Consider the following 18,919-nt stretch of genomic DNA (forward strand, 5'->3'; position numbering starts at 1 on the left):
AAATCTAAGGAGGAGTTATGATGAAAAAAAATTTATCACAAGGTAGCCATGCATATAAGGGGGTAACTTTGTCTTAATAATTATGCAGTCACACCCTTATATGTGTTTTTAGGAAAAAACACAGTAAAAAGGGGTATATGATGCAATTTCCGATAAAAAAATTTCTTTCCTATTATAAACCATACTTAAGGTTGTTTTTACTTGTTTTAGGATGTGCTTTTACAGTTTCAGCAGTTTCATTAATCTTTCCGCTGCTTGTTCGCTATATCACAAAAGATGTTCTCGAAGGGGACTTGTCCATTGCTCTTAATGAAGTATTTTGGATTGGGGGACTGATGCTTGTTCTCGTCGTGATTCAAAATGCAGGGAACTTTTTTGTTGATTATAAAGGGCATGAAATAGGTGCGCGTATGGAAAGTGATCTTCGTGCAGAGTTATTTGAACACATACAAAAGATGCCATTCCGGTTTTTCGACCAAGAAAAGACAGGTCAACTAATGACTAGAATAACAAATGACCTGTTGCTTCTTTCTGAATTATATCACCATGGACCTGAAGATTATATTAAATACTTAGTTCGTTTTATCGGGGCGTTTGTGATCTTGTTTTTTATTAATGCACCACTAACAATGGCGGTATTTGCCTTTTTACCTTTCCTGGGTGCATTTGCTTTGTTTTTTAATAAAAAATTGAACAGTGCTTTAGGTAATAACAAACAGCGGATTGCTGATATTAACACACAGGTGGAAGATAGCCTCTCAGGAATTCGGGTAGTAAAGTCCTTTGCTAACGAAAGAATTGAAACAGAAAAATTCTCTAAAGCAAATCAACGTTTCCTTGAAAGTCGAAAAAACACCTACAAAGCAGAAGCCTATTTCTTTAATGGTATGGAAACCTTTATTCAGCTTATTACCATTACGGTCATAGTTTTAGGTAGTGCCAGCATAGTGAAGGATTCATTGGATTTAGCAGATTTAATCACATTTTTGCTCTATATCACATTTATGATTGAACCAATTCAGAAATTAACTCATATGAGTATGCAGTTTCAAGAGGGAATTACAGGCTTTCAACGATTTATGGAAATGATGAATATCGAACCGTCTATTAAAAACAGACCTAATTCAATTAAGCTGGCAAACCTCGAAGGGGAAATTGAGTTTAAAGAAGTTTCTTTTTGCTATGGTGATCATGATCACAATGTGTTTGTTCATTTGTCTTTTACCATACAAAAAGGAGAATATATAGCATTAGTTGGACCATCAGGAGCAGGAAAAACGACTTTATGTTCTCTCATTCCCCGCTTTTATGATGTATCCGGTGGAGCTGTATTAATAGATGGAATTAACGTTCGTGATATTGATATACAGTCACTTAGAAGTAATATAGGAATTGTTCAGCAGGATGTCTATCTTTTTTCAGGAACTGTTTTAGAAAATATACGATACGGAAATGTACATGCAAGTGATGAAGAAGTTGTGATGGCTGCTAAACGTGCAAATGCTCATGATTTTATTATGAGCTTACCTAAAGGATATCATTCGGAGATCGGACAGCGAGGTGTAAAGCTTTCTGGTGGACAAAAGCAGCGGCTCAGTATTGCGCGTGTTTTTCTAAAGGATGCACCAATTCTCATTTTTGATGAAGCAACAAGTGCACTAGACAATGAAAGTGAAAGCATCGTGAAGGAATCATTAGAAGCATTTGCAAAGAACCGAACAACCATTGTCATTGCTCATCGTCTGTCTACAATTCGTTATGCAAAGCGAATTATTGTATTAACAGAAGAGGGGATTGCCGAACAAGGCTCACATGATGAATTACTAGAGAAAAACGGTGTGTATTCACACTTGTATTCTAAGCAGTTTAATTGAAAAGAGGAAAAGAGTTTATGCTATTCTCCACTAAGGGGAATAGCATTTTTAGTGGTAATTTTAAGCAAGTTAAAGGTGGGAATTATATGAAAACGAACACGCTAAATATCGTAAACGGACAGGTTATGTATAACTTTTTTCAAGAAAAAAGTTTCTTGAAGGATGAAACCATTGTTTCTTTTAATGAAGCGATGTGCTATGGAATGACTTCATCCTCGATTTTCTCAACTGAGTTTCTTGAAACGCGTTCAAAGGTTCATAATGTTTCACTTGATCAATATAAAAACATTACGTTGAAAGCGATACAACCACTATTAAGTAAAAAATTCAATTCATTGACATTATGGTTTGATGATGACATGTTTTGCCAAATAAACATTCTAACGATTCTTGCCTGGTTAGATCAAATTGATTATCAGAATACGGTGACCCTTGTCTTGGTTGATGATGAGTTTAAGCCTATTGAAAAACAAACCCTTCATCCAAAAGGGTATAAGGAAATTTACCATCAAGTGCTTATTGAAAAACAAACTCCAGGTAATATTCTTCCTCACTCTTTACAAAGAGGAATTCAGTTATATTTGCAATACCATAACCCTGACAGTGAACTTCTGAGGTATATTCATGAGCATCGGGATTTACCTGAAGAGGAACTAGTAGTATTCCTTCTAAATAATTTCAAAGAGTATGGTATAGGTGACACACAATATATCGAGCTAATTAGAGCGAAAAGAAGTGCTGAAAACTAGAAGCGTCTTGGATTTTCGCTGGAATAGAATAACCTAATAGAGGAATTCACAAAATAAAAGAAATACAATTTGAGGCGGGAATCTGAATGAATTTTGTGATGCAAAAACCGATCAAGCTTTTTGATCAAATTGATAAGTATAATGGTATCCACAATATTTTAGGGATTGGAGATCCCCATGTAGTTAAAATTCAAAATCAGTGGTGGATGTTCGTTGGCGGCTTTCAAACAAATTTTAAAAATAATATTTTTACTGCTACACTTCCTGTTGGAGAACCATTAAGTAGCAATAACTGGAGTATCACAACTTATGAAGATAAAGAAAATAAGGCAAAACCGCTTTGTGAAAACTCCAAAAAAGGAAGCTGGGATTATTATGGTTTTCACACTCCATGCTATGTTAGCGGAACAGGCCAAAATGGAACAGTAGTTGAGAGAGTTTATTATACTGGAAGAGCTTCTAATAAAGTGGTAGATAATCAAGCACCTTATTCCATCGGCATGATAGAAAAAACAGTTGACGGCTGGAATCGCTATCACAGTCCGATTTTAAGGGGAACAAAAGATTCTCCTAATGTCCTGGAACCTAAAATTAGATATATAGAGGGAAAGTGGAGAGCCTGGTATGTAACAACAAAGCAAGAGACTGGAAAAAACGGATACCCAAACTATACGATGATGTATGCTGAGAGTGATGACGGTATAAACAACTGGTCTAATCCAATACCATTGTTTTTGGGAAATGAGAATTTTTATGATGCTTCAATACATAAATCCAACACATATGGTTATGAAATGGCTGTCTGTAGAAGCACAAATCTATATGGGCGTTCTCCATTCCCAATGCAAGGAATGTGGTTATTAACAGGACATAAACCTAATGGTGATCGGGCTAATTGGTCTAAAAATCCTCTGTTAATTCTTGATGCTAAAGAAGGTGAGGATTGGTACAAAAATGGAATCGGAAGCCCGTGTGGTCATTACGGGGAATCAGCAGATGATCAAAATACGTTATATATGTTTTTCACAGGTTTACATTGCGAACGGAATTGGCTTCAACATGCAAAGAATAGTATAAAAAAGAAAAAGCTACCTCCGTTTCCTTCCCCGTTTTACTTTGCAATTGGAAAGGTGGAATTGACCAAAATATCAGAAGGAAAAACGAAGGGAGGCGACTATTTTTTATGAAAGTCTTATCCATGATCCAGCCATGGGCAAGTCTCTTTGCCTTGCGAGAAGCTCAATACGAAACGAGGACTTGGAAAACGAATTACAGAGGCCCTCTTGCAATCCATACTAGCAAAAAAGTAGATAAGAAAGCCTGTCTTGATCCTTTAGTACAATCATTGCTTCAGAAACACGGTTTAACTGCTGAAACTCTGCCAAGTGGAATGATTATTGCGAAGTGTAATCTGGAAAACTGTTATAAAATATTGGAAGATAATGAAACATGGGCTGTTTTAGAAGATGGAAGAATCGTTAATGAGACTGACTATTTCCTTGGTGACTATAGAGTAGGTGGCTATGCGTGGGAAGTAACGGGGATGCAAATGCTTGATCAGTTTATTGTGGCGAAGGGTAGACTTGGATTGTGGGAATTAAAACTTTAGCTGAAGAGAGCGCAATGGCAAGCTATTGTATACAATCTGAAAACATCATCATTAAATGAAAAATAGTCTGATTTTTAAAGACTTTTATCTGAAAAGTGTAAGGAAACACCCCTTCCCTACCCCTTATAATGAAAAATATATCATAAAAGTCTTCTAAACTTACTTAAAAAAGAGAGCGGTTTCATTCGGCGTTGGGATGTTATGACTTTTAAGGGGGAATTAGTTTGAAAAGGTTTGCGGTGTGTGGTGTTAGTAATCGGGCGATTGATATGTTTATTAAGCCTATATTTAAAACATTCTCTGAGACTTGTAGCTTGGTAGGGATGCTGGAATTTGATGACAAGCGATTTGATGTATGTCGAAATTTAGTTCCAGAAACAGTGAACGTCCCGACCTTTCATAATGGAGAATTTGAACGGATGATTACAGAAACACGACCAGATGTAATTATCGTAGCAAGCAGAGATGACACGCATGTAGAGTATATTGTAAAAGCTTTGGAACACGACTTAGATGTTGTTACTGAGAAACCAATGGCAACAACAGCAGCAGATTGCCGAAAAATTATTGATGCAGAAGAAAAAAGTAAAGGAACCGTTACTGTTACCTTTAATTATAGATACAATCCATATCATACGAAAATAAAAGAGATGATATTAGAAGGAAAGCTAGGGAAGATAACGTCAGTTGATTTAAACTGGTACATTGACACATACCATGGTTCAAGTTATTTTCAACGGTGGAATCGTCAAAGAGAACTTTCAGGCGGTCTTTCCATTCATAAAAGCTCACACCACTTTGATCTAGTCAATTGGTGGTTGGACCAAAAGCCTGTAGAAGTCTTTTCATTTGGCGCCAGAAATTATTATGGTGAAGAAAGTCCATTTAATCCAAAGCAGGAAGATGGACGGTTTTGTATTACTTGTGATGTAAGTCCAAATTGCTCTTATTACATGAGATGGAATACAAGAAGCAACAGTGCCAGTGTACAGGATGACCATATAAGCTCTGATATGAAGCGGAAAAATGCATACACAAATTATCGAACAGACCAGTGCATTTTTGATTCATCAATCGAGATTGAAGATACGTATACAGCAACCGTTAAATATGACCAAGGAGCTTTGCTTAGTTATTCAATTAACTTCTCCTTACCGTATGAAGGATATAGACTTGCAATCAATGGAACAAAAGGCAGAATTGAAACAATGGAATACCACGCGCCATCAAGGGTGCCATTTCCAACACCAACACAGGTAATTGATTATTATCCGCTTTTTGGCTCAAAGGAAACGATTCATGTTGTAGAACGTGCAGGTGGACATGGTGGAGGAGACCCAATCATGCAAGAAGACATCTTTTTAGGAGTTGACCCATTCCGCCCTTACAAGATTTTATCAGGTAGTGAGGATGGTGCATATGCCGTTACGACAGGCGAAGCAGTTTGGAAGTCAGTCAAACAAAAGCGGTCAATAAAGGTAGAAGATTTATTAGCTTATCAATCAATGACATAATGTTATAACGCAAAACTCCCTAAGGATTAGAGATTATGGTAAAAATCTTAGCGAACTTTAGAGGAGTTTTTTCTTTTTCAATAAAATGTAAGCATTTTACAATGGGGTTTTGAGGAGGTGATGAAGAGATAAAATAGTAATGAGCAGTCGGATGAGCTAAACGTTTAGAAACAAACAAGGGGGATGAAAAGGTGAAAAAGGGTTTGATGCTGTTTTTGGCGATTTTCATGGTGCTCTCTATGGCAGCTTGTAGTGGAAGTAGTATGACGAGTGAAGAGGAATCAGATTCAAAAAATAGTAAAAATGAAGTAATTACATTGCGCATGGCTTGGTGGGGATCTGAACCAAGGCATGATTACACATTAAAAATGATTGAATTATATGAGGAACAAAATCCAAACGTGAAAATCCAGCCTGAATATGCTAGCTGGGATGATTATTGGAAAAAATTAGCACCTCAAGCATCCGCAAACCAGCTTCCAGATATTATACAAATGGATCTTTCTTATATTACACAGTACTCTAACAACAATCAATTAGCAGATATAAAACCATTCTTCGGAAAAGAAATTGACACAACAGACCTCAGTCAGGATTTTCTTGATGGTGGTAAAATAGGTGAAAACTATTACGGGCTTAACGGTGGAGTTAACGCACTTGCTTTCCAATATGACCCTGAACTACTCAAGAAAATTGGTGCAGACAAAATCTCAGAAGACTGGACTTGGGAAGACTATCAAGATATGGCCCAAAAAGCAGCTGACGCCGGTTTATTTTTTGAAAATGGACCTGGAACTGCTCCTGATGTTTCTTTCAATTATTATTTAAGAACGAATGGAAAGAGACTTTATAGTGAAGACGGCACAACATTGGGATATGAGGATGACAAACTATTTGTAGACTTCTTTTCAATGTATGCTGATTTAGTAAAAGAAAAAGCCATTCAATCACCTGATGCAAGTGCACAAGTGAAAGGACTAGAAGATGATCCTGTTGTAAAACAACAATCGATCGGCCTTATCCAATGGTCCAATCAATTTATCGGTATTCAAGAAGCAGCAAACCGTCCACTTGAAATGGTTGGCTTGCCAGGACCAAATGCAGATCAAGGACTGTTCCTTAAACCAGGCTTATTTTGGTCTGTTGCCAATAGCTCAAAAAATAAAAAGGAAGCAGCAAAATTTATTAATTTCTTAACTAATGATATTGAAGCAAATAAATTAATGCTTGGTGACAGAGGTGTTCCTGGATCTCCAAAAGTTCAGGAAGCATTATTGCCATTGTTATCACCTGCACAAAAGCAAGTATTCAACTATGTAGCTTGGGCTGGAGAACATAGTTCCCCGTATAATGGACCAGATCCGACCAAAGCAGCAGAAGTAATCAATCTATTAAAAAACACAGCTGATCAAATAGCATATGGGGTTCTAAAGCCGGAAGAAGCCGCAAAACAATTCAGGCAACAAGCGGAGAGTATATTGGCACAAGGTAAATAACTATTATTATACGGATAGAGCTGATCATTATTGATCAGCTATTTTTTATGTCGTGTTTTATACAATTTTGAAGGGTTAATATAATCTTAAAAAATAGGTTTTTATCATGATAAATTAGGGAAATAAAACATAAATTTTAGAAAGTGAGGTGGTTAGCTTGAGGCTGGCAACAAAAATAATTATAGGTTTAATCGTAGGTGCCGTTTTAGGTCTGGTTTTAAACATTGTATCTCCTGATATTTTTAAAGTCCTTGATACCTATTTATTTACTCCGCTAGGACAAATATTTTTAAATTTAATTAATATGCTCGTTGTACCTATTGTCTTTTTTTCCATTACACTTGGTGTTGCAGGTTTAGGTGATCCTAAAAAGCTTGGAAGAATTGGCTTTAAAACGATATCTTTCTTTTTAGTGACAACAGCAATTGCGATCATTATTGGTTTATTCCTTGCTATGATTATTCAACCTGGTCATGTAGGAAACTTTAATACAGAAGGAATTACATTTGAAGCAGAAAAAGCACCATCAACTGGAGAAACATTACTGAACATCATCCCATCTAATCCAATTCAAGCATTTGCTGAAGGCAATATGCTCCAAATTATTGCGTTTTCCATCTTTGTTGGATTTGGTCTTGCAATGTTAGGAAAGAAAGCAGAAGCTTTGCATACAGTAGTGGAGCAGGGAAATAACCTCATGATGTATTTGGTGAATATTGTTATGAAGTTTGCGCCATACGGAACATTCGGTTTAATTGCAACAGCTGTAGGAAGTCAAGGTCTATCAGCAATTAAAGCAATGGGATTATATATGATTGTCGTCGTTTTAGCCCTTCTTATCCATTCCATCGTCACATATGGTTCAGCTGTTTTCCTCTTAGCAAAATATAATCCATTTATATTCTTTAAAAAGTTTTCTCCTGCCATGAGTGTTGCCTTTAGTACTTCCAGTAGTAACGCAACATTACCAGTCTCAATGGACACAGCACAAAAAGAGTTGAACATTCCTAAGTCAATAAGCAGTTTTGTTCAACCCCTTGGAGCTACCATAAACATGGATGGAACAGCCATTATGCAGGGAGTAGCAACCATTTTTATTGCACAGGTTTATGATGTGAATTTAACAATGATCGAGTTAGTAACGGTTGTATTAACGGCTGTGCTGGCAAGTATCGGTACAGCTGGAGTTCCTGGTGTAGGTTTAATTTTATTGGCGATGGTATTTAGTTCTGTAGGATTACCTGTTGCTGGTATTGGGTTAATATTAGGAATTGACCGTTTGTTAGATATGGCTCGTACGGCAGTTAATATTACCGGGGATGCGGCATGTGCTTTGGTTGTGTCTGAGACTGAGAAGAAGTATAAGGGTATAAGGGAAGGTAACAGTAAAGGGATTTAGAGAGTGTTGTGATAGGGCAGGGCTGTATGATCATTTTTGACTAAAGCCGAATTATAAGTATCAACAAAGATATTCCTATATCTTCAAATATCAGGATGCATGATCATCTAGATTAAAATAAATTATAATTATTTTTAATAGTATTAGGTATTCTACATGTAGTGTGTTATGCTTTAGCTAACCATTTAATACCTTTTTACATTGTTTTGTCCTCACCCCATTCAGTAATGAATGGGGTTTTTTACTTTTTATGCAAATAAAAAAGGACTCCCATAATGGAGCCCTCAGTAATTACGCTTTATTAACGTTAGTTGCTTGAAGACCGCGTTGACCTTGCTCGGTGTCAAATGTCACTTTTTGGCCTTCTTCTAAAGATTTAAATCCTTCGCCTTGGATAGCTGAGAAATGTACGAATACATCATCTCCACCTTCAACTTCGATGAAACCGAAACCTTTATCTGCGTTAAACCATTTTACTGTACCTTGTTGCATAATTGTTGCCTCCTGTGTGGATCCATTCCACAATTTATTACTATAGTTGTTCAATTAGATATCAAAGGCGAAAAGTTTAAATACTTCTTTTCCTTACAGACCGAACAAAAATAATTCTACTTCATCATAACAGATAATATTTGGAAAAGCAAATAGGTTAAGAAAAAGAAGTGTTCTATAAAAGCTACTTTTTAAAAATGGGATTTAGACTTCTTTCATCAAACTAGACTAGTACCAACTCAGGAATAGGAGTTTTATTTTAAATTTTAATTCTAATGACATAAATTTTTGGAGGTTTATATGGGGATTTTAGATGGTTTAATGGGGAATGTGTCAGAGGTTGATATTACTTGAAAAAGAATTAGAAATAGTCATAATTGATAATGAAAAAAGTTGAAAAAATTTTATAAATTAATCAGAGATTTAATTGTTTTCACTATACCAGTTTAATTTTAATCGATAAGCAAGGTGTAACAGGTAAAAAAGTGGAATATCATTCTATCCCTTATAAAAGCATTACACATTTTAGTGTAGAGACTGCCGGAAGCTTTAATTTAGATGCGGAATTGAAGATTTGGATATCCAGTACAGCTAATCCGGTTTCGAAACAATTTAAAAAAGACAAAAGTATATACGATGTACAAAGAGCATTAGCAACGTATGTAGCAAAAATATATATGATTTAGGAGTTTGGGAGGGATATCCAAGCTTCTTTTTTTAGGTTTGTTCAATTGTTACCGTTTTGTTTCGAGTAAAGTAAAAAGCCACTTCTAATTACTTGGAAATGGCTTGAATCAAGTGGAGCATAGGGGGCTCGAACCCTTGACATCTAGAGCGAGGACTAGAAGTAATCCTACATCTGCCGCGCGTACCATTATACGAGGTTGATAAAATCGCATATGACAACGTACTAGTTAAATGGAATGAGCGAGAGGCTTTAAACTGTTAACCAATAGTCGAGGGCGAGAAGATTTCGGTAATAACACTGAAGCTAAATTAAGAGCATTTCAAGATAATCCTAACTTATAATAAGATGGAACGCTCAATGCGGTGTAAATCGCACGTTGGGTGTGGAGTAGGGGAAAAGATGGAGATTACATCAAAGTCTTACCTATTGCTATTAAAGGATAGGCAGGGTAGTTTAAATCCATTTTCTATAACATAATTAATTGGATTTAAAATCCTTTTTATTAAGGGAATTTTTCTCTCACGATGTTTATTTATGTGCTATATTTCTAGTGAGGAGGGGAAATTTATGCCAAATCCAGCTCGGATATTTATCAGTTCTGCATATGATAACAAGCTCATTCCATTACGCAGTGATTTAAAAAAGGAACTAGAAGAAGCAGGGCATAATCCATTATTATTTGAAGATAATTTTTACCCATGGCAAACAGATTTCATGAAAACATGCCTACAAAAGGTTATGGAATCTGATATCTTTATTTTACTCTTAAATGAAAATGTAGGGACTTATTGGGAAACAGATAAATGTACTCCTACATACCAAGAGTTTAGAACAGCAATAAAAGAAGGTAAATATGTTATTGCTTTCCTTGATTCCACTGTAAAGCAAATTTATGAGGAACATATTCGTCTGGATCTTGATAGGAGATATAAAGAATATAGAAAAGATAAATATCGAAATCCTGATTATACAATTGATATAGTTAATCAGGTTATTAGTGAAGACTTAGGAAGAGCCCAACGTGATAAGATTAAATCAATTCATCCGTTTACCTGGGCCTTCATATATGATGTACAAGCTGCACGGATATGGACTGAAGAGCTTGTATTAGCACAGGCCCCTGAAGCCTATAAGAAAATAAAAGGATACCTAAGTGATCGATTGGGTGAAGGAATAAAACTTGTACCAATGAAGGAAGATATTCATGATAATGCAATTGCTGCTCAAGATTTTACTATTTATCAAGAATACACTTTAAACCTTCTTTCATATCTGCATATGGGAAAAATAACGGATTGGGGAAAATTCTTAGTCACTGCTATGGAACCATTAGTGGGGGATTACATTTATCAGCGGCCTGGAACAATGTTAGCTGAGGAGATAGGCAAATTCGAAAAATGCAACGCATTGACAGTATATAAAAAGGATGATGAAAAAGTAAGAATTTGTGGTTATGCCGGTGCTACATCTCCTACTCCTGAATATGATTTAATAAATGACGACTCATATGTAGTTTCAGCACTCACTGGAGATACAAGTGTTATTGGATATTCTGAGGATAAGAATGTATTGTATTATGCTATTACTTCAAATGATTATGTACTATGCTTCCACTATCCTTTGGATCAAACATGGAGTAACACTAAGGTAGAAGCCTTTAAAAATGAAATTGAATATGCTATAATTAATACAACACTATACACAGACTTCTTAGCTGATTTAATAGGAGGGATACAATATGACGACTGGAAATAACAGTATGCATTATAATAACGAAAACGTAATTCTCGTAGCCTCTGAACCATCAGGACTAAGACGTAGACGTACACGTGATAGAATGAAGCATGTGAAAAGTTCTAGCCAAGCTGTATTAAAAACCTTAAATGAAATTAATGACACATATACAAGAAAACCAGCAGGTTCTAGCAGACCATAAAGTGAAGAGTTCCTATAAAATAGGGAGCTCTTTTTTAATTATTATATTACGTTATAATTATTTGTTCCATTTAGATAGTGGTCATTAAAAGTGATTAGAAGTAATGAGAGCCAGAATATGATATTGACCACATCGGATATAGCACGCTTATCTTGAACAAGGATTGGCGCCCTTTTTATGTAAGTACCAGGTTATGAAAAATTATACAACTAAATTTTATGTGTTTTGAATTGTGACTGACACTAATTAGATAATGCCACTTTTTTAAGGAGATTGGAGGGGGGAATTTAGGTTGGTAAAATTGAGTTTGCCAACTGTTTGCCAACCACAGGGTGAAATAGACTTTATACAAATTGAAAACATAAGAAAAACCCTCGGTTATCAAGGGTTTGTGATAATGGAGCATAGGGGGCTCGAACCCCTGACCTCTACGCTGCCAGCGTAGCGCTCTCCCAGCTGAGCTAATGCCCCGTAAAAATGAATATAGCAGTATTGTACACGCCTTCAGGCAAATTGACAAGAAAAAAATAGCGGATTTGTTTAACAAAACCGCTATTTTCTCTGAAGCTTTCAACTTACTCTCTCAATCGTTCCATCTTTTTTATGAACAATAAGTCTAGCATTATTCTTTTTTACGAGTTTATTTCCTTTTACCAATGCTTCATTTTTTGTATGAAACACCTCGGTTACTCTTTTGGAGTTTTCTTTCTTTATTGCCCATTCACCACTATGAGGGACTAAGTGATAGGTTACGTCATTTCCTGATGTATCTATAGAGTTTGTCACTTCTTTTGCTTTAGAAATAGCAATGCTAATTGCTCTTCCTTCTTCATAGCCTTCTTCTAATAGAGCGTTAGCAATTTCAATTGCTTTTGTTCTAGTTGATTCAGTTAGATTTTTCATAGAGGGAGGATAATCACTTTTGTTCCATGGCATTAAAACCACACCTTTCTCCTTATTAGTAAAAATCAACCATACTAGTCTATTACCACTTAATGAGAGTTTTAAACTAGAAAGCCTTTGATCAAATCTAATATTTCATTAGGTTAACTATAAGACCTATATTATAATGGTCATAGTATAAAAATGTGCAATGAGGTGACCGAATGGTAGAAATGATGAAATATTTAAAGCCTTACAGAAAGCAGCTTTTTCTTGTTCTTTTGTTTTCGTTAATTGCGATACTTTTTGAGCTTTATTTGCCAACTTTGATGGCTGAGATTGTAGACGTAGGAATCGTTAACTCTGATGTATCGTTTATTCTGCAAACAGGGGGATGGATGTTAGTTTGCTCTCTTGTGGCGATTATTTTAATGGTGGGAGTAAGTTATTTTGCTTCAAAGGTATCACTTGGGTTTGGGCGTGATATGAGAAGACATTTATTTGTTCATATTGAGCATTTCTCTCTTGAGGAATATGAAAAGTTTGGTTCTGCATCACTTATTACGAGAACAACAAATGATGTGAAGGTTGTTCAGGATGTGATTAATATGATGCAGAGAATGATGACTAGGGCACCTTTAATGTTAGTTGGTGGAGTCATTTTGGCGGTGTCTCGTGATCGTACATTATCACTTGTATTTCTGGTTGCTTTGCCCATCTTGGCGCTTGTTATTTTTATCGTAGCCCGAAAAGCGATTCCGTTATTTTCGGCTATGCAAAAGAAAACAGATCGTTTAACACTGATTTTAAGGGAAGCGCTAACAGGAGTTCGTGTTGTTCGGGCTTTTAACCGTGTTGAACATGAAAGAACACGATTTAATCAAGCGAATGAGGATTTTCGAGATACTGGAATTAAAGTCGGTAAGCTAATGGCGTTTATGTTTCCGATTATGTTGATCATCATGAACTTTACAAATATTGCGATTGTTTGGTTTGGCGCAATCCGGATTGATCAAGGAGAAATGCAGGTAGGGAATTTACTGGCATTTATTCAATATGCAGCCATGATTTTAATGTCGCTTATAATGTTATCCATGGCCTTTATTATGATTCCGCGTGCACAAGTTTCTGCTAAACGTTTAAGTGAAGTTTTACAGGCGAAACCGATGATCACAGATCCTGTCCAAGAAATGTTACCTGAACAAAATCATGGGAGGGTTGAATTTAAAGATGTGACGTTTCGTTATGAAGGGGCGGAAAAGCCTGTTCTTAAAAAAATCTCTTTTACTGCGATGCCAGGCGAAACCACAGCTATCATAGGAAGTACCGGTTCGGGCAAAACAACAGTTCTTCAGTTAATTCCCCGTTTTTATGATGTGGAAAGTGGAGAGATTTTAATTGACGGGCAGGATATAAAAAACATAAAGCAAAGTACTCTTCGAAGCAAAATTGGTTATGTTCCTCAGAAAGCAACATTATTTAGTGGAACCATTTTTGAAAATATTGCATTTGGAAAAGAAGATACAACCGAAGAGGAAATCTATACAGCATTAAAAACAGCACAAGCACTTGATTTTGTAGAAAAGAGAGAAAAAGGGATACATAGTACTCTTGAACAAGCGGGTGTAAACCTTTCGGGTGGACAAAAGCAAAGATTATCAATCGCACGTTCGCTTGTCAGAAAACCACAAATTTATTTGTTTGACGATAGCTTCTCAGCCTTAGATTATAAAACAGATCGTATCCTAAGAGATGCCTTAAAATCTGAAACAGCTGAAGCGACTTTGATCATTGTTGCTCAGCGTGTGAATACGGTAAAAGATGCTGAAAAAATTATCGTGTTAAATGAAGGAGAAGTTGCAGGTATTGGGACACATGCAGAATTGCTGGAAAACAATAAAATTTATCAAGAAATTGTTGCTTCTCAACAGAATGGGGAGGTGAGTGCATGAGTGAGAAAAACCAACGCGGCGGACATCCTATGAGAGGCGGTCGTCCCCATGGACATGGAATGATGGCAGTTGAAAAGCCAAAGGACTTTAAGAAAACATTTAAAAGACTGCTAGGTTACTTAAAAACTTGGAAAAACCGCCTGATTGTTGTCACGATTGCAGCGATTTTTTCAACACTGTTTAATGTTATTAGTCCAAAGCTTTTAGGTGACGCAACTTCATCTATATTTGATAGCTTTAGCACGGGAACATCTGTTGATTTTGAATATATTGCAAGAATTTTGTTGCTTCTTATTTGTTTATACTTATTTTCATCTTTGTTTTCGTATTTACAGCAATATGTTATGGCGTCCATTTCACAGAGAACGGTTGCTCAATTGAGGAAGGAAGTAAATGAGAAATTATCCCGGCTCCCTCTTAAGTATTTTGATCAACATTCACATGGTGACTTATTAAGTAGAGCTGTAAATGATATTGACAATATCAATAACTCATTACAACAAGCACTCACACAAGTGATTAACTCTGTTATCTCCATTCTCGGGATTATCATCATGATGCTTGTTATAAGCCCAGTGCTGACTTTAGTTGTATTAGTGAAAATTCCTTTAAGTTTATTTGTGGCAGGTTTTATAACGAAATTTTCCCAAAAACATTTCGTTAAACAACAAGAGGAGCTTGGGAATATAAATGGACATATAGAAGAAATGTTCACTGGACATCAAGTTATAAAAGCATTTGGTCGTGAGGAGAAGTCGATAGAAACATTCGATAAAATTAATGATCAACTTTATGACTCAAGCTGGAGAGCTCAATTTATTTCTGGTCTCATGATGCCGTTAATGGGGTTTGTCGGAAACCTAGGATTTATAATTGTCGCAATATCTGGTGGATTACTCGTATTAAATGGAAGCATCCGTGTTGGTGATGTTCAAGCATTTATTCAATACACTCAGCAAATTTCACACCCCTTGGCACAGGTAGCAGGGATTGCCAATATGATACAGGTTGCGATTGCTTCCGCTGAGCGCGTGTTTATTTTATTAGATGAAGAAGAGGAGAAAGAAGAAAAAGATGCTTCAATTCAAGTATCTTCACTTCGGGGACATATAGAGTTCGACCATATTCAATTCGGATATGATAAAAGCCATCCAATCATTCATGATGTAAGTCTGGAAGTAAATGAAGGCCAGACAGTCGCAATTGTTGGGCCAACAGGGGCGGGAAAAACGACAATTGTCAATTTATTAATGCGATTTTATGAGTTGGATAAAGGATCAATAAAGGTTGATGGTGTTAGTTTATCAGATATGAGCAGGGAGCAGGTTCGAAGTATGTTTGCAATGGTTTTACAGGATACATGGCTATTTAATGGCACAATACGTGAAAATATTGCTTATGGAAATAAGGATGCAACAGATCAAGAAATTGAAGATGCAGCAAAAAATGCCTATGCAGATGATTTCATTCGTACTCTTCCTGACGGCTATGACACTATGCTTGGTGAGGATGCGACAAATTTTTCTCAAGGACAACGTCAGCTTCTTACAATAGCTCGAGCAATTATCGCTAACCCAAAAATTCTTATACTTGATGAAGCAACAAGCAGTGTTGATACAAGAACAGAAATGAACATTCAGAAAGCGATGAACAATCTATTAAACGGTAGAACCAGTTTTGTTATTGCGCACCGTTTGTCTACGATTCGGGATGCAGATCTCATTCTAGTTATGAATCAAGGTAATATTATTGAAAAAGGAACTCATGAAGAGCTTTTAGCTGCAGGAGGCTTTTATTCGGACTTATATGAAAGTCAATTCAGCCAAGCCGAGTCAGTTTCTTCATAAGAAAGAAGGATTCTCGTTATTTTTATGGAATGATGAGGAAAGGCAATGTAAGGGGGAGAAAGAAATATGGCGTATCAAGCAGAACTAGTTATTGACGAAAAGGCAACTTTAGGAGAAGGGCCCCATTGGGACGGACATGTTCTATATTGGGTTGATATTATTAGTAAAAAGCTACATCGTTACAATCCTGAAAACCATCATAATGAGACTTTTCAGTTAGAACATTATATCGGTGCAGTCATACCGGCAGAAGATGGCCGATTGGTAGTAGGTCTTCAAAATGGTATCCATCTTTTTGATTTAGAAACGAACGAATTGACCTTAATTGATGATCCGGAAAAGGATTTACCACATAATCGGTTTAATGATGGAAAGTGTGATCCTACTGGACGTTTGTATATAGGAACAATGGATGTTAGTGCTAAAAAAGGTATGGGCTCGTTATATCGCGTAGATCTTAAAGGACAATTGAAAAAGATCATTTCACCTGTCACCATTTCAAATGGTTTGGCATGGAGTCCTGATCAAAAATATATGTACTACATTGATACTCCTACAGGTGAAGTATCAACCTATAGTTATGATCAACAAACAGGAGATATCGTTTATAAAGAAACAGCCGTGCAAATCCCAAATGGAATGGGTTCCCCGGATGGAATGACAATTGATCAGGAAGGAATGATATGGGTTGCGCATTGGGGAGGTTCCAGGGTGACGCGATGGAACCCCCATAGTGGAAAACAATTAGATGAAGTGCATGTTCCAGCATCAAATGTTACATCATGTACATTTGGAGGAAAGGATTTAGATGAGTTGTATATTACAACAGCTAGGCAAGGCTTAACTGAAGAAGAGTTAGCTTTAAATCCTCAAGCTGGTGGACTTTTTAAAGTGAAAACAAAAGAAAAAGGCATGGTAGGTCAAGTTTACAGAGGCTCCATATAAGAAAAAGCAGTGTGATCGATAGTGATTACACTGCTTTTTCTTATAAAAAATCGACAATTTTTTCTGCTGTCTGTTTTCCGTTCTTGATACATGCTCCAATACCTACTCCAAAATAAGAGGCACCAGCGATAAAAAGGTTTGGGAACGTTTCACTCATTTTTTTACTAAGTGAGGTCACTGCAAGATTATGCTCAAGATGGTAGTTAGGCATTAAATTGTCCCAGTTTGTTACTTCAACAGTGATCGGTTGAGCGGTAATGCCAAGGCTTTTTTCGATATCAGTTAACGCTGTTTGGATCATTTCCTGCTCACTCATATTCTTTAATGTTTCATAGAAAGAATTTGAGCTCTTATAAAATAGGCGAACAAGGAGTTTTCTCTTTGAGGACGTATGTGTCCATTTCCTGCTAGTCCATGTACAAGCATCACAATGAAGATCACTATTTTCTGTTACGATAAAACCGGTGCCGTTGGCAGGAAGTTTATCATCTGGAATATCGAAGCCAAGATAAACACTAGTAAGTGACGAGTTCTTTAATTTATCAAATTCATGATCGAGATCATGATCGTTTAATATTTTCTGTGCTACATCATGAGGTGTTGCTAAAACAACAAAATCCGCTGAGATTGTATCATGATTATCCAATGTAACTTCATATTTGTTTTCAATATGCTTTATGTTGTTTGACTTTACTCCTGTGAGGATGTCTACATCTGTTAATTGTTTTTCAAGCGAATCAATAATAGCCGAAAGTCCACCTTTAAAAGAAACAAATTTCTTATTACTGGATGATTGGAATTTTGCTTTGTTTTTAGACATTCCACGGATAATACTACCGTACTGATTTTTATACTCTAGTAGATAGGGAAGGGTAGAAGCCATGGTAAGTTTATTAAGTTTACCGGAATAAACACCCGAAAGAACTGGTGATATTTGATTTTCCACGATTTCCTTTCCTAAAAAAGCCTCAAGAAATTCTCCGACGGAATCCTCACTTGTGAAATGTTTGTTTTTTGTGACAAAGTCCTTTAATGCCACCATTTTTCCTTTCGGAGAGATTAAAGTACTGCTGAATAATGATTTTATGCTAGTAGGAATTCCAAAAACGGAATCAGCAGGAATTGGCTTTAGTTCATTTTTTGTATAGATATAGGAAATACCTGTTTCATTGTATACAATTTCTTCTTCCATTTGTAACTCTTTAATTATTGGCATAACACCTTCGTTTCGTGCAACAATCGAGTCCGCACCCGTTTCCATTATAAAATCATCATGGTGTACGGATCGAATTTTTCCACCTAATTGCTTGCTTTGCTCAACAAGAATGAGTTGTAAGTCCAGTTTTTGTTCATTTTTATATTTTTGTAAATAATACATGGCAGTAAGACCTGTAATGCCGCCACCTATAACGAGAACCGTTTTCACTAATTTCACTCCTAATGACTAGCTAACAATTATCTAGTCGTAAACATGTTATCTATTTCACATTATATATGTTATACCCAAGTGTACACACCATTTTAGGTAATGTCGAA

15 protein-coding genes, 1 tRNA gene and 1 pseudogene are annotated in these 18,919 nt (G+C 36.2%); 13 read left to right on the forward strand and 4 right to left on the reverse strand.

What is annotated here, in order from left to right:
• Nucleotides 1–140: 140 nt before the first annotated feature.
• The 7 genes from BK577_RS11520 to BK577_RS11550 all read left to right on the forward strand — a co-directional run bounded on the left by BK577_RS11520 (nt 141) and on the right by BK577_RS11550 (nt 8,641).
• Nucleotides 141–1,874, forward strand: coding sequence for an ABC transporter ATP-binding protein (locus BK577_RS11520; RefSeq protein WP_078433005.1), 1,734 nt, complete (start codon nt 141–143; stop codon nt 1,872–1,874).
• 86 nt (nt 1,875–1,960) lie between these two features.
• A complete protein-coding gene (locus tag BK577_RS11525; RefSeq protein WP_078433006.1) occupies nt 1,961–2,623 on the forward strand; it encodes a hypothetical protein in 663 nt (220 codons plus the stop codon).
• Nucleotides 2,624–2,709: 86 nt separating this feature from the next.
• Nucleotides 2,710–3,810, forward strand: coding sequence for a hypothetical protein (locus BK577_RS11530; protein ID WP_078433007.1), 1,101 nt, complete (start codon nt 2,710–2,712; stop codon nt 3,808–3,810).
• Nucleotides 3,807–4,232, forward strand: coding sequence for an ASCH domain-containing protein (locus BK577_RS11535; RefSeq protein ID WP_078433008.1), 426 nt, complete (start codon nt 3,807–3,809; stop codon nt 4,230–4,232). The genes BK577_RS11530 and BK577_RS11535 overlap by 4 nt, the downstream gene beginning before the upstream one ends.
• A 224-nt stretch (nt 4,233–4,456) precedes the next feature.
• On the forward strand, nt 4,457–5,746 hold the full coding sequence (locus BK577_RS11540; protein ID WP_078433009.1) for a Gfo/Idh/MocA family protein: 1,290 nt from the start codon (nt 4,457–4,459) through the stop codon (nt 5,744–5,746).
• 191 nt (nt 5,747–5,937) lie between these two features.
• Nucleotides 5,938–7,242: an ABC transporter substrate-binding protein gene (locus BK577_RS11545; RefSeq protein ID WP_139367302.1), complete on the forward strand. Its 1,305-nt coding sequence runs from the start codon at nt 5,938–5,940 to the stop codon at nt 7,240–7,242.
• A gap of 157 nt (nt 7,243–7,399) precedes the next feature.
• Nucleotides 7,400–8,641, forward strand: a complete 1,242-nt coding sequence (locus BK577_RS11550; protein WP_078433010.1) for a dicarboxylate/amino acid:cation symporter — start codon at nt 7,400–7,402, stop codon at nt 8,639–8,641.
• 291 nt (nt 8,642–8,932) lie between these two features.
• Here BK577_RS11550 and BK577_RS11555 read toward each other — a convergent pair whose 3' ends face one another.
• Nucleotides 8,933–9,133 carry a cold-shock protein gene (locus tag BK577_RS11555; protein ID WP_026562009.1) on the reverse strand — a complete coding sequence of 67 codons (201 nt, stop codon included), beginning with the start codon at nt 9,131–9,133 and terminating at the stop codon, nt 8,933–8,935.
• Between the two features lie 300 nt (nt 9,134–9,433).
• On the opposite strand from BK577_RS11555, the pseudogene BK577_RS11560 reads away from it, so the two are divergent.
• The 3 genes and pseudogenes from BK577_RS11560 to BK577_RS11570 all read left to right on the forward strand — a co-directional run bounded on the left by BK577_RS11560 (nt 9,434) and on the right by BK577_RS11570 (nt 11,757).
• Nucleotides 9,434–9,819, forward strand: a pseudogene (locus tag BK577_RS11560) (PH domain-containing protein).
• A 569-nt stretch (nt 9,820–10,388) separates the two neighbouring features.
• On the forward strand, nt 10,389–11,576 hold the full coding sequence (locus tag BK577_RS11565) for a DUF4062 domain-containing protein (RefSeq protein WP_169908227.1): 1,188 nt from the start codon (nt 10,389–10,391) through the stop codon (nt 11,574–11,576).
• Nucleotides 11,560–11,757 carry a hypothetical protein gene (locus tag BK577_RS11570; protein ID WP_078433012.1) on the forward strand — a complete coding sequence of 66 codons (198 nt, stop codon included), beginning with the start codon at nt 11,560–11,562 and terminating at the stop codon, nt 11,755–11,757. The genes BK577_RS11565 and BK577_RS11570 overlap by 17 nt, the downstream gene beginning before the upstream one ends.
• Nucleotides 11,758–12,155: 398 nt before the next feature.
• On the opposite strand, the gene BK577_RS11575 is transcribed toward BK577_RS11570, so the two are convergent.
• Both BK577_RS11575 and BK577_RS11580 read right to left on the reverse strand, forming a co-directional pair.
• Nucleotides 12,156–12,228: transfer RNA gene (locus tag BK577_RS11575), tRNA-Ala, on the reverse strand.
• A gap of 99 nt (nt 12,229–12,327) precedes the next feature.
• Entirely contained in the window at nt 12,328–12,693 is a 366-nt protein-coding gene (locus BK577_RS11580) for a DUF2188 domain-containing protein (protein ID WP_078433553.1), read from the reverse strand.
• Nucleotides 12,694–12,863: 170 nt separating this feature from the next.
• Here BK577_RS11580 and BK577_RS11585 point away from each other — a divergent pair, with 170 nt between their 5' ends.
• From BK577_RS11585 to BK577_RS11595, 3 genes are all read left to right on the forward strand, one after another.
• On the forward strand, nt 12,864–14,591 hold the full coding sequence (locus BK577_RS11585) for an ABC transporter ATP-binding protein (protein ID WP_078433013.1): 1,728 nt from the start codon (nt 12,864–12,866) through the stop codon (nt 14,589–14,591).
• Nucleotides 14,588–16,438, forward strand: coding sequence for an ABC transporter ATP-binding protein (locus BK577_RS11590; protein ID WP_078433014.1), 1,851 nt, complete (start codon nt 14,588–14,590; stop codon nt 16,436–16,438). The genes BK577_RS11585 and BK577_RS11590 overlap by 4 nt, the downstream gene beginning before the upstream one ends.
• 66 nt (nt 16,439–16,504) lie before the next feature.
• A complete protein-coding gene (locus BK577_RS11595) occupies nt 16,505–17,383 on the forward strand; it encodes an SMP-30/gluconolactonase/LRE family protein (RefSeq protein WP_078433015.1) in 879 nt (292 codons plus the stop codon).
• 40 nt (nt 17,384–17,423) lie between these two features.
• On the opposite strand, the gene BK577_RS11600 is transcribed toward BK577_RS11595, so the two are convergent.
• Complete coding sequence (locus tag BK577_RS11600; RefSeq protein ID WP_078433016.1) at nt 17,424–18,809, reverse strand: protoporphyrinogen oxidase; 1,386 nt, start codon at nt 18,807–18,809, stop codon at nt 17,424–17,426.
• Nucleotides 18,810–18,919 lie beyond the last annotated feature (110 nt).

The organism is Metabacillus halosaccharovorans, from assembly GCF_002019635.1.
Lineage (GTDB): Bacteria > Bacillota > Bacilli > Bacillales > Bacillaceae > Metabacillus > Metabacillus halosaccharovorans.

Excerpts from the sequence above, each read along its gene's own strand:
- BK577_RS11520 (WP_078433005.1), top strand. The coding sequence starts at position 141 with ATGCAATTTCCGATAAAAAAATTTCTTTCCTATTATAAACCATACTTA.
- BK577_RS11525 (WP_078433006.1), top strand. The coding sequence starts at position 1,961 with ATGAAAACGAACACGCTAAATATCGTAAACGGACAGGTTATGTATAAC.
- BK577_RS11530 (WP_078433007.1), top strand. The coding sequence starts at position 2,710 with ATGAATTTTGTGATGCAAAAACCGATCAAGCTTTTTGATCAAATTGAT.
- BK577_RS11535 (WP_078433008.1), top strand. The coding sequence starts at position 3,807 with ATGAAAGTCTTATCCATGATCCAGCCATGGGCAAGTCTCTTTGCCTTG.
- BK577_RS11555 (WP_026562009.1), bottom strand. The coding sequence starts at position 9,133 with ATGCAACAAGGTACAGTAAAATGGTTTAACGCAGATAAAGGTTTCGGT.
- BK577_RS11565 (WP_169908227.1), top strand. The coding sequence starts at position 10,389 with ATGCCAAATCCAGCTCGGATATTTATCAGTTCTGCATATGATAACAAG.
- BK577_RS11570 (WP_078433012.1), top strand. The coding sequence starts at position 11,560 with ATGACGACTGGAAATAACAGTATGCATTATAATAACGAAAACGTAATT.
- BK577_RS11580 (WP_078433553.1), bottom strand. The coding sequence starts at position 12,693 with ATGCCATGGAACAAAAGTGATTATCCTCCCTCTATGAAAAATCTAACT.
- BK577_RS11585 (WP_078433013.1), top strand. The coding sequence starts at position 12,864 with ATGGTAGAAATGATGAAATATTTAAAGCCTTACAGAAAGCAGCTTTTT.
- BK577_RS11590 (WP_078433014.1), top strand. The coding sequence starts at position 14,588 with ATGAGTGAGAAAAACCAACGCGGCGGACATCCTATGAGAGGCGGTCGT.
- BK577_RS11595 (WP_078433015.1), top strand. The coding sequence starts at position 16,505 with ATGGCGTATCAAGCAGAACTAGTTATTGACGAAAAGGCAACTTTAGGA.